At 47.4% G+C, this 11832-nt stretch carries 9 protein-coding genes; 3 read left to right on the forward strand and 6 right to left on the reverse strand.

The features are described from left to right. Window positions 1–87 precede the first annotated feature (87 nt). Window positions 88–336: a DUF6520 family protein gene (locus AC1DUD_RS30385; protein ID WP_477381591.1), complete on the forward strand. Its 249-nt coding sequence runs from the start codon at window positions 88–90 to the stop codon at window positions 334–336. 37 nt (window positions 337–373) lie between these two features. Here the strand turns inward: AC1DUD_RS30385 and AC1DUD_RS30390 are convergent, their stop codons facing one another. From AC1DUD_RS30390 to AC1DUD_RS30405, 4 genes are read right to left on the reverse strand one after another with little or no spacing between them, the layout of a single operon-like run. Continuing rightward, complete coding sequence (locus AC1DUD_RS30390; protein WP_477381593.1) at window positions 374–1759, reverse strand: RagB/SusD family nutrient uptake outer membrane protein; 1386 nt, start codon at window positions 1757–1759, stop codon at window positions 374–376. A 27-nt stretch (window positions 1760–1786) separates the two neighbouring features. Then, entirely contained in the window at window positions 1787–5065 is a 3279-nt protein-coding gene (locus AC1DUD_RS30395) for a SusC/RagA family TonB-linked outer membrane protein (protein ID WP_477381595.1), read from the reverse strand. Between the two features lie 24 nt (window positions 5066–5089). After that, a complete protein-coding gene (locus AC1DUD_RS30400) occupies window positions 5090–6412 on the reverse strand; it encodes a TlpA family protein disulfide reductase (protein WP_477381597.1) in 1323 nt (440 codons plus the stop codon). 60 nt (window positions 6413–6472) lie between these two features. Continuing rightward, window positions 6473–6820, reverse strand: a complete 348-nt coding sequence (locus tag AC1DUD_RS30405) for a hypothetical protein (RefSeq protein ID WP_477381599.1) — start codon at window positions 6818–6820, stop codon at window positions 6473–6475. 689 nt (window positions 6821–7509) lie between these two features. Between AC1DUD_RS30405 and AC1DUD_RS30410 the strand changes: the two genes are divergently transcribed. Together AC1DUD_RS30410 and AC1DUD_RS30415 are read left to right on the forward strand one after the other, a co-directional pair. Next, the gene (locus AC1DUD_RS30410; protein WP_477381601.1) at window positions 7510–7839 is read left to right on the forward strand and encodes a hypothetical protein; all 330 of its coding nucleotides are present in this window, start codon (window positions 7510–7512) and stop codon (window positions 7837–7839) included. A 176-nt stretch (window positions 7840–8015) separates the two neighbouring features. Beyond that, on the forward strand, window positions 8016–9131 hold the full coding sequence (locus tag AC1DUD_RS30415) for a S1/P1 nuclease (RefSeq protein WP_477381603.1): 1116 nt from the start codon (window positions 8016–8018) through the stop codon (window positions 9129–9131). A gap of 296 nt (window positions 9132–9427) precedes the next feature. Here the strand turns inward: AC1DUD_RS30415 and AC1DUD_RS30420 are convergent, their stop codons facing one another. After that, the gene (locus AC1DUD_RS30420; RefSeq protein ID WP_477381605.1) at window positions 9428–11566 is read right to left on the reverse strand and encodes a hypothetical protein; all 2139 of its coding nucleotides are present in this window, start codon (window positions 11564–11566) and stop codon (window positions 9428–9430) included. Between the two features lie 164 nt (window positions 11567–11730). Continuing rightward, complete coding sequence (locus AC1DUD_RS30425) at window positions 11731–11826, reverse strand: hypothetical protein (RefSeq protein WP_477361193.1); 96 nt, start codon at window positions 11824–11826, stop codon at window positions 11731–11733. Window positions 11827–11832 lie beyond the last annotated feature (6 nt).

Here is an 11832-nt window from a genome sequence, read left to right on the forward strand (position 1 = left end):
GCCGAAAACCTGCGAAAAGAGTAGGCGACCATTCTTTAACCAAAGTTTTTCCGAGCGTTTTTTGATCCAATAAAGCGTTCCCACATCATGAAAGGCATGAAATTAAATTTCGGCGCCATTGCGGTTTTATTAGGCACCGGTGCCGCATTCGCCACATCTGCTAAACCTGCAGATGTCAAATGGCGGATTCTCTCCGCTGGCACCTATCAAAAAGTGACCACTTCCTATTCATGTTCGCTTTCAACGAACACCTGTACCGTCAGCTACCCTACAGGCCAGGATCCGAACATCGATGACAGCAATCCAACCGCACAGGAAAGCGGCACTTTCCATTAATTTGTAATAACGACCGGCCTCGCGCCGGTCGTTTTGCTTAACGGTCGTTCTGACCAATACCACTGGCTTTCACTTCTTCGTCCGATATCGGCAGCACATAACGTTTATCACCCGGCAGAAGGATGTAATTTTCCCCTTCGTATTGCCGGTTCAGCGTTTTCGCAAAACGCTGGTCCTTGTTCAGCCTTTTCAGGTCATCCCATCGCAGCCCGCGGAAGGCAAGCTCCTTCCGGCGTTCGGTCAGTACGGTTGCCAGGACGTCGGCCGTATTACCGGTTGTCAGCGGAACAAATACCCCCCGTTTCCAACGCTTTACCAGCAATGTATTCAGGTCACTCAGCGCCGCGGCACTATCGCCTTTACGTGCGTAACACTCCGCCCGGATGAGGTAAAGTTCATCGGTCGCCAGGCCGCCAAACAATTCCAGGCTAAACCCGGTGTACCTGCCTTTAAAATAATTCGGATCACCTCCACTGTAAAAGATCCCCTTCGGGAGGTCATTGTCAGCATACAAGTCATATAGCTCCTTGCTGACGGTCAGGTTAAGGTCAAGGAACATTTCATAGGAGCCCAAATGATCATAAAGGATGACCTCCGGATTGTTAAGTGCGGGGGAGCTTGGAAAAGGGCTGTCAGATTGCGTATCAAGCTCATTGTAATCGATCAGCGCAGGGTGGAGCTTAAGCGCTGCAGAGGCGTGTTCTTCGGCCTGGTCGTATAACCCCATAGTCAGGTAAACCCTCGCCAGCATGGCCTCTCCCGCCGCTTTGACCGGCCGGCTTTGGTAAGGTGCGCTGACTGGGAGCAGGGAGATTGCTTCCTGCAGGTCAGCGGTCAGCTGATCGTATGCCTGCTGCACGGTCCCCCGCCCTACTTTCGCGTTGACGTCGGAAACCAGCCGGAGCGGAATACCCGCATCCTTAGCCGATGTCGTCTTATCATAGGGGGTGGAGAACAGCGTCACCAGGTTATAAAATGCAAAAGAGCGCCAGAAAAAGGCCTCGCCTTTTGCATTATTCCGCGATTCGGAAGATCCGTTCCCGGGATTTGCAGCAAGGCCATCAAGCACAACATTAGCGTAAAAAACCTGCTGGTAGGCGATATTCCAGTCAAAACAGGGTTGGCCCGCATAGATATCTTTTTGCCACAGGTAAGCGTTCTTCTCAGCCGGGTTTTCAAACGTCGCAAGCAAGGCATCCGGGATCTGCGCCTCGTCGGCTGAAAGCACGGTCAAACCCGGGCTTTGGTTAAAAACCGTGAGGTTGTCCATCAGCGACTGGAAATCCGTCGGGGTCGCAGGCACCAGCAGCGATTTGTCCGGTTTCTTACCAAGGTAGCCGTTCTGACAGGACATCAATACCAGCAGGGGTATCCATACGCCGGGCAGCCGAGAAAAGGAGTACAAGCTATATTTTTTTTTCATCGTATTTGCGTTAGTGATTTACCGTAATTAAAAATCCGCTTTCAAGCCCAGTGCAAGGGTCCTTACCGGAGGATAAGCAGCCGTAGGGTAGTCCGGGTCGTATTTGGTCTTCGTCGCCTTCCACAGGATGCCCAAGTTGTTGGCGTACAGATAGAGCGACAGCTGCCGGACAGGCAGGCCTTTCAACGCGGCCTTATCCAGTGTATAAGAGAACGAAACATCCTGCAGCCGGACATTATCCCCTTTCTCGGCAAGAGCAGCCGAATAATTATAAAAATTATCCCTTGCAGAATTTACCCCCGAAGGCAGGGAAGGCACATTCGTGTGCGCCTCGTCGCCCGGGTACTGCCAGCGCTGGCTGTAAAGGCCTGCATAGTAACCCTGACCGGTCAGCACGGTATTGTAAGCGATCCCCGGCAGCCGGAAATAATGACCGAACCGGTAGCTGACATTGGCCGACAGCGTAAACTGCCGGAAGCTGAACGTATTTCGTAGGGCCCCGTAGGTCGTCGGCCGCGCCGGACCGTTGAACTGCAGGCTGTCGGCCGTTGCCGTATTGATGATCTGCGCATAATTCTTGCTCACCTTGCCATTCAAGTAGCCCTGCGGGTCGCCGGTCTGCGGATCCAACCCCGCCCATTTATAGCTGTACAAGCCATAGAACGGATGGCCTTCGAGCGGGTAAACCTGACTTTCGCCAAACGAGAGAAACCTGTTGGCCACCTGCTTAAAGGCGTACCCCGTTACTTCGTCTGTCACGTGGCTGAACAACAGGGTCGTTTGCCACTTGAAAACACCTGTCAGGTTCCGTGTATTAATGGTTACATCGATTCCCCGGCCCTTCGTATTTGCGGAATTACCACGAAAAGTAGTGATGCCCGTTGAAGGGGCAAAGGCAATATCACCGATGAGGTCCATCCCCCGCTTCCAGTATGGCTCTACCGTTCCACTGATCCTGTTCCCTGCCGTCTCAAAATCCAGCCCGGCGTTGACCACCCGCACGCGTTCCCAGCGCAGGTCAGGGTTAGGCGGGTTGCGTACCTGGGCATAAACCGTATTGATCGCGTTGCCGTCGAGATACTGCGCGGTAGTATAGGCAGAGAGTGTTTTATTGACGTTGCCGTTATAGCCATAGGTCAGCCGCAATTTCAGGTAAGGCAGCCAGGCCAGTTTGTAAAAATCCTCCCGGTCCATGTTCCAGCTGATCCCTGCCGAATACAAGGGTACGCCCTGCCTGTTGGCGTTCACGCCAAAGAGGTTACTCCGGTCCAGCCGGGCACTGCCCGACAGGGTATATTTATAGCGGTAAGTATAAGCCGCATTCGCATAATAAGAGATGTTGCGGTCCGTCAGGTCCGACAGGCTGTTGTAATAGGGCACTGCCAGCGCATTTCCCGGTGCAGGATATTGCGGGAAGGGCTTCACATAATCGACCGGCAGCGCCGTCGCATGCGCATCATCGTAACCGTAGGAACGGTCGCTGTTGGAGATGGTATGTAAATTCCGGAGTTCGTAGCCTGCGATCGCAGTCAGGGCGTGTTTGTCCTGCCAGCTTGTATTCAAATTCAGCTGTGCCCGGAAACTTTGACTGCTTACGTCAGTGTTAGCCAGGTCGAGGACACCGCCTTTGGGAATTCCGTAGCTCAGGCTGCCGTCGTCAGCGGCCTGGGTATAGTTGTTTACCAGGTCACGGGCATAATAGGTGTCTTCATTTTGCAGTATCCTGCCGGCGGTCAGTGTATGGCCGTACTGGTACAATACCGAAGCGGAAAGATCAGATGTGATCCTATAGCTCAGGTTCGCGTTCAGGCGATAATCTGTAATGCGCGACGTATTGTCCGCCAGCCGGAGCTCATCCAGCGGGCGGTATGCCCAGTCCAGCAGGCCCGCCTGCGCTACACCGTCAATGAACACCTGCCGGTGGTCATGGGCGATCGCCAACGGGTTACCCGCCGCGTCCGCCAGCTGCGCGTAGGGGTATAATGTGTTACCGGCACCCGTTTTTAAACCGATCAGGCCCGTCCCCGTGTTACCCTGCTGCCTGTTGCTTTCGGTCAGGTAAAAAGCCGTGGTCAGCTCCAGCTTCCGCTTCAGCATTGCCACCGTCTGGCTGGCATTCAGCGTATAGCGCCGGTAACCGTTACCGCTCAGGTTGTCCCGGTTGTTGTCGTACCCGCCGCCGATATAAAAACGCTGGTTATCCCCTCCCCCGCTCAGGTTGAGCGCGTATTGCTGGGCAATGCTTTTCTGGTAGAAATATCTGCTGAAATCATTGCGGACATCCATATTGCGCAGGGCATCGATCTGCCGGTTCATATCATCCGTACCGATCTTTCCGTCGCGCCCGGCGATTAGCAACTCCACCACGGGTGTCAGTGCCGGATGGTTATAACCGTTCTCCTGGTTCTTATAATAGCCTTTGGCGAACAGCATTTTTTCGACATCGATAAAATCAGAGGAAGACATCCGCGGCTGGTAAAAAGCGTCTGGTTTTTCGCCGACAGTGGTGTTCGCATTAAACGATACCCGCAGCGCCAGTTTATAGGCCGCCTTTTTCGTGGTGATGACGATCACGCCGTTGCCCGCCCGCGAGCCCCAGATCGAAGCCGCCGCGGCATCTTTGAGCACCGAGATGCTTTCAACGTCGTTCGGGTTGATATTATTGATGTCGCCGTCATAGGGGAAATTGTCGATGACGATGAGCGGGTTGGCGTTGCCGTAAATAGTGTTCTGCCCGCGAATACTGATCAGGTTGGCACCGGCCGATTTACCCTTATTGAACAGCAGGCCCGGGGTGACATCCTCCAGCCGGTCGAGGACGCCGGTGCTGACCCGCCGGTTCAGCAGTTTATTGTCCACTTGGACGAAGGAGCCGGTCGCTCGTTCGGCGGGGATTGACTGGTAGCCGGTAGAAACAACGACCTCCTTGAGTTCGGCGGCCGAAGGGATCAGTTCGATACGGATTGGTTCGCCGCTGCGGGGCAGGACAGTGAGCTCCCGGCTCGTATAGCCGACATAGCTTACCTCCAGTACGGTTTTACCGGAAATCCTGATGCTGAAGTTGCCTGCGGTATCCGTCAGTACGGCCGCTTGTCCGCCTTTCACTTTGACGGTCGCAGCGTATAAGGGAAGACCGCCCGCTGCAGCGACATGGCCCCGGACGAGGGCTTCCTGTCCGGAGGCCAAAGCAGGCATCAGTACCAGGCACAGGTAGGTTATCAGCAAGCATGCATACCGCTTAAGGCATGTATCCGGGGAGAGACGCTTTTGGAAGTTGATCAGGTTCGTAGAAATCTGGATTTTCATATGCAATAGTTTAGGTGGTGCCAATCAGGGTTTACTGCTTACCGCGTCGCGGATAACGAGCATTTCTAGGTCTGCCGCCCGTTCTTCAAAACGCAGGTCGTATTTCGCCAGTTCCCGGTTGAGCTCGGCGAGGTTGCTCAGGTCACCGCTCAGTTGCAGGTCGACCTTGCCGGTGTAGCCCGTCTCGTCTTTGAGCGGCAGCGGGTGGTATTGAAGGGGTAGCTGCATGCGGCTGATAAAGACGCGCAGGTAGCAGTTGGTGAATTTGGAGCCGAAGGCGTCCTGCTCGACAGCCGGTTTCTCTCCTGCGGATTTCAGTTTATCGGCACCGGAGGTGCGTACGAGCGCGAGGCAGCGGACATGTCTTTTTTCCAGTGAGGTGCTGTAATTGCTGAAATAGGCGTTGAGCTTGCTTTTGAGTATTTCGTAGGAACGTTTGCGCAGGCTGTCGGGCAGGACGAGCTCGACGCAGAAGCCGTGCCCCTGTTTCAGCCATTCCCGGAAATCATCGCTGCTGAGGTTGCCTGACGCGAGCGCGGTGGTGTCGGCGACTTCGAGCACGACTTCCTTGGGCTTTTTGGAATAAGCCAGCAGGTACAGTTCCGGGATGGTTTGATTACGCGCGGTCATGCGCCTTTCCTTTCCCTCACCCGGGATCATGGTGTCGTTGTAGTATCCCCTGCCGACACCTTCCTTGTAACCGGAAACGGCGAAGGATACACCGGGTTCGGTTGCCGAGGGGTCGATCAGCAAATTGGAACTGCGGTCATAGGTCATCACCTCGTCCCGTTTTATTTTCATCCCGGTATTGTCCCCGGCGAGCAGGCGGTCTATGACGGCTTTGTTCAGGGCCTGCGGTCCTGTGATGGCTTTGACGATGCCGTCCGGTCCGATCCAGACCAGGTGGGGCAGTTCCGCATGCGGAAAAAGTTTGACGAGGCTGGTGTCTCCGGTGACCAGGGGCAGCTGTTCTTTGATACCGCGCTGCTGTTCGAGCCGGTTGAGGAAAGTTTCGACTTCTTTCCGGCTTTGATAGGCCACCGGCAGGAGCTGAATTTTTCCGTGGTAGCTTTCCTGCAGGGTATTCATTTGGGGGATCATGGCCACGCAGGGTGCGCACCAGGTGGCCCAGAAGTCCAGCACCAGTAATTTGGCTTTAAGATCACCGCTGCCTTTTTGCTGCAGCGCTGCTGTTTTACTTAAACCGGACAGGACGCCCGCAGGCACCTTGTCCCCTATTTTGAGCGGCGAAGCTGCTGCGCCGCTGGTGTTGATAGTTATATTTTCCTGTGCTGCTGCGCCGAAAAAAAGGCAAAGCAAGGCCAGGAAGCTGAAAAATCGCTTCATTTTAAATCACATTAAAGAATAAATTATTTAACCAGAACAATCCGGCATTTGCCGGGAATACTAACCTGCGGTATGCGGGTCGTCGTCGTTGTTGCCGCTGCTTCCCCCGTTCCTTTCGGATGGGCGGTCTTCGCTTCTTCCGCAGATGACGCAGCGGCCGTTTGTTTTTGCTTGCAGGTCGTAGATGCCGTTAACCAGGTTGATGAGGCCGTCGAAAAGATTTGCTACATCCTGGATGTCGGGCAGTTCTTTGTCCGTGGTGGTCTCGGTTGCCAGGGTGAAGCCGCGGAAGGCTTCCCAAAGTCCGGCCTGTACTTCTTCGGGATCGAAAGTTGCATAAAATACGCGCACTGCCTGTTCGGGGGTACGGACATTCATATCTTTCAGGTCGACTACAATTGCACTCATATATTAAATCAACGAACTACAATGAACAAAACATTAGGCCATAGTTTGGCCTTTCCGGTGAAAAACTGGTGGTTTCACGGTCAGGCAAAAAGGGAGAAAACGGCAGCCGGTTTTGATTAACTATTAACGGGGCTGCCGTTTTCGGTATTTATGTGGGAGATTTTATTACGTTCTTGATGGGGTTTTGGAGTGAACGAGTATTAGACTGATAGTAATATAAATAAAAACGCGAAAAATCAGCGCCGAAACAGCCAATAAATGTACTTTTTAAATTCTGCTTAAACTGCTTCATACTCGTTCATCATTTTAGAGAACCGAGTCTCAACTGCAAATCAAATGGATGGACTTCACAGCTTTTGCGCAAGGTACCGCCAGGAACCCCTGTAATGCATTTAAGCAATACAGTTGACCACAAAAGACTTAAGTGAAGCCCATCCATTGACTTATACCCCAAAGATATAAATTTTCAGGAATGGGCGCTTTCACTTGCCTTCACGTGGTCGAAACTGGCGGTTTTAGACGTGAGACTTCGTAAGCGAATTAAATATTTAAAACCATGTCGCTTTATTTTTAACTCATAAACAAATATAATAAAAAAAATTACCAATGGTAATTTTATAATACTATAAGTAATAATTTTTTATAAAAAAATAATTTGTGGTGACTTTTATCATCAAAAAAAGACACTTATGTCAGATTGGGGAGATAAAAGAGATATTGATTTAGCGATATTTGAACCGATCAAATATCTCTTTGAGAATCATGCTATAAAACGCATGTATAAACTTAAAGATTTCATCCCCGGAAAAGTAGCGGTGGCTTTAGGTATTAACACCGGTCGCTATGCGAGCAAGCTGCTAAACCCGGAAAAATTTACTCTTTTCGAAATTTTAAGATTTGCTTACTTAATCGATGTTGACCCGAATTTAGTAATAGATGTAATTCAAACCGAAGTCGACGTAATAAAAAAAATCCAAGAAAGAGTTAAGAAAAATATAAAAAAGGTACCAATTGATTAATAGGGATTTGATATGATCGTCAGCTTTTTTTGAAGATGCTTCTAAAATTCAAGTTTTATTTATTTTTTGCAGTTGCTTAATAATCCTCTATTCAACTTTACCATATTCACACAAATACATACTAATTTAATTAGCAACCCCTTACCTTCTTTCATTTGCTTTCATACATTTGCGGTATGAGAAAACAAATATTATCAGTTACATTGATAGCCTTATCAGCAGCTTTGATTTCCTGGGGATATAAAGGGCACCGGGCTGTGGCGACTATAGCGCAAAAGCATTTAACGTCAAATACCGCCTATGCAGTTTCCGCTTATTTAAAAGACGAAAGCATGGCGGATGTGAGTACCTGGGCTGACGATCATCGCAACCCGACTACGGGTAAGTGGCACTTTTTAAACCTGCCTTTGGGTTTGGACCATCAGCAGTTTGTTGACTTTGTTAATCAGCAAAGTAATGATAACGTTTACGGGGCTATACTTAAGGAGGAAGCTATTTTAAAAGATCAGTCGTCGACACCAGACCAAAAGAACAGTGCACTCAAATACCTGATCCACTTAGTTGGGGATGCCCATCAACCCATGCATATCAGCCGTGCTGAAGATAAGGGCGGGAATACGATCCAGGTGCGTTTTGATAATGCGGGCACTAATCTGCACAGTTTATGGGACAGCAAGTTAATCGAACACGAGGGCTTAAGCGAGGAACAGATCGCAAAGCAATATGATTGGGCCAATGACTCGCAAATCAAGAAATGGCAGGCGTCCAGCCCGATGGAATGGCTTTGGGAGAGCTACCAGATAAGTTCTGAGCTATACGCTGATATTAAACCAGGGCAGAATATCGATGAAGCCTATTATAAGAAATACATTCAAACTATACACTTAAGGATCGACCAGGCAGGCATCAGGTTGGCCGGGGAACTGAACAAGTTGTTTAATGATACGAAAGTTAAGATCACTAAGGTAGAGTTGTTGCCTCCTCCTCCTGTATCAAACGCTTCTGATCCGGCTCAGAAGATCAGACTTGAAGATGTAAAAAACAACATTGGCAAGGACGTTACCGTTACCGGAAAGGTATTTAGTAGTAAAGATATCAAGAGTATGATACTGGTTAATCTTGGCGCACCTTATCCAAAGCAGTTACTGACAGTGGTGTTAAAGGGAGATGCTAAGCAATTAGCGGGTCAGATAGATGATAAGAGTATTACTGTACAGGGAAAGGTGATTGATTACCAGGGTAAACCTGAAATTGTTGTGGTTGATGCGAATGCCGTAAGTATTGAAAAGTGACTTGACAAAGATAAAGTCATTTTTGAAATGAAAACGCCGGGCTGATAGAGCCCGGCGTTTCTTGTTATATAAGAATATTATTATTTACTGCTACCATTTGCCCCGGTCTTCTTTTGAACTGATTTAAAAACCTAACATAATCTTATGACTATCTCTTATAACGCCGTTGGCGACAAATGCTGTTCTTGGTTCCATTGCAACCCCTATTTAGAGTTTAAAATTGATAATGTTCAGTTATCCTTTATTGACACATAGCGATCGTAAAGATCAATGGGGCGACGTTATTCAAAAGTTCATTATTCTTTGTTAGTTTCAATCTGAGTTTTTAGCTTCTTTTTTATGTCCTTGAATAACGCAGATTGATATTTTTTAAGTTTATGTATAATTATTTTAGTCAATTTTTCATAATACGAAGAAACCTCGCTGTCTTTGTAATTACCTGCGATGGCTATGAAATCCTCGAAATATTTTTCACAACCATGAAAATCAAATTCACCCGCGAATTCTGTAGCATAGATTGCGGTTTCCAAATTGGCAATATCACCATTCAGGTGGTGCAATAGGTGAATATAAATTAAATCCCTTAGCCGGTTTTTATCTTCGTCAGTTAATACATCAAATAATGCGAATAGACGTTCATAAAGTTTTTTTATCGTTGAGTAGTTTAACCGATATGCAGTTTCTATTAGGGCATCCCCCAGCATTTGTATATGGTCACCTTGCTGCTGCGTATATTTCTCCAGAAATTTAATCCCGGTATTAAATAGTTCCGATGAAGGCTCTCGGCTGATTAGCGTCATGATTAAGCCTATAAGATCATCATTTATCGGTAAGGGCTGATTATAGCCCGAAAGTCCAATAATCTGCAATAGAATTTGTAGCTCATCAAGCCTGATCGAATTGTGCTTGCTTTTTGCTTGAATGACAATTTGATCAACAATCAACGTTTCTTGCTCGATTGATAATTCCGGTAAAAGGAGCCAGGCCTTCGCCAAGGCAGCATAGTGACCATTCTTTAGTAAAAACTGAATGTAAAGCAATTGATTTTTTCCATCTAAAGCCGGCATTATCAATTCGCTTGGTTTTTCAAATAAAACTAGCCGCGTAAATAGATGTTCGAGCGTCAGTGTATCGAAAGACGAGTTGATATCGGCATGCTCAATGAGCTGCGTTAGTTCAGACCGCTGTGCGGGAGTTATAACGCTTGTAAAATAGGTTTGCACTTCCTCTTCCAGTCCTTTTTGCCTATTTAGTTGCATAACAATTGGTAAGAACTGAATGTTGTTAGGTTGTCGCTGAAAATCAGTTATTAGGGTGATTAGCGAAGTAATGGCATCGCTACGATCCTTATTAAGCAGTTTCAATAGTGTTTGTTCTGTTAAATGAATAAGTATGCCCGCTTTTGATTCATCTGATTGAAAACTGGTCCAGATATTCGGAAATGATTGCGCGACCGCATTTAATACCGTCGGTACGTAGTTATCTTCGAACACAACGAGGGGTAAGAGTGAATATATATGCAGTCGGTCGGCAACAGCCGCTTTGGTCAATTGTGTGATCAGGTGTTCACGGAATTTACTGTCAACAAACTTTTTCTGCGCTTCGTCATCTTGCAACATCTTATATATAATCTTGTCGTTAAGATATTGCTGTACGAGGATATTGGAGATAGTTGTTAATTGTTTAGTGGTGAAACTTTTTCTAAAAGCAATCAGAAAATTAAGTGTCTTTTCGATATACTCATCACTTAATTTATTGTCTTTGGCACCCAGTGGGCTTAAATAATTATCTATAATCTTTTGGAGATCAGCTGTAGGTAAAGGTTTGATCTTAATTAATAAATTTTCTCTAAGTAATTCGGGATCAAAAGTTAGATGCTCGCTCTTAAGCATGCGCATCATCAGATCAAGCAGGTCTTTATACAAGTTATCCGTCAATGTGACTTTGAATTTCTGCGCAAAAGTTAGTGTGCCTTTAAATATCGAGAACTGGATGTGACGGTTTGTACTGCTACGGAACTTATTGCGGATTGCGTTACTAAGCGCTGGGAGGTTTAAGTTTTTTACTACCTCTTCTGAAAGCTTAACTTTACCGTTCTCGTAGATAATTTCATTTAAGATATTGCTTAGTTCGGGAATTAGTTGCTCATCTTTTGATAACCTGAACCTGAAATAAGTTTCCAAGCTGGCAATACTAATTTCCCTTGTACGTTCTAGCAGGTCTTGAAACTCTTTATGGTCGATATAACCGTTTTCTTCTTTGGTTATTTCTCTTTTGATATCATCGTTATCAATAGCGTAAACTCCTTTTCGCTGATAAAGATCAATGATCTCTGGAAAGCACATTTTTAAGGCTAAAAATTTAGCGAGTTGCAGCAGATTGGTTTTATAAAACGTCTTGTTTTCGAACGCGCCTTTCTCACAAAATTCTTTCATCAACAAATAATTGGACAACAGTATATTGGATATACCAATGATATTGACCCCTCTTCGCCAATCTAAAGTGACCCCTCTGAGTTAGGGTTTGAAAGAGAGTAAAGTTGTTGTACAGATAGGCTCTTTGGAGCGGATGTTTTTGTCCGGTTTAACAACTATTATTTTTACAAAAATACATTTTCTGATTTAGAGTTTCTTCTCCTTAGTGATTCGCCATATAATTCGACCCTTAAAGAGTGGTGAACAATGCGGTCAAGGATCGCATC

The sequence above is a fragment of the Mucilaginibacter sp. P4_A11 genome (genome assembly GCF_056402535.1).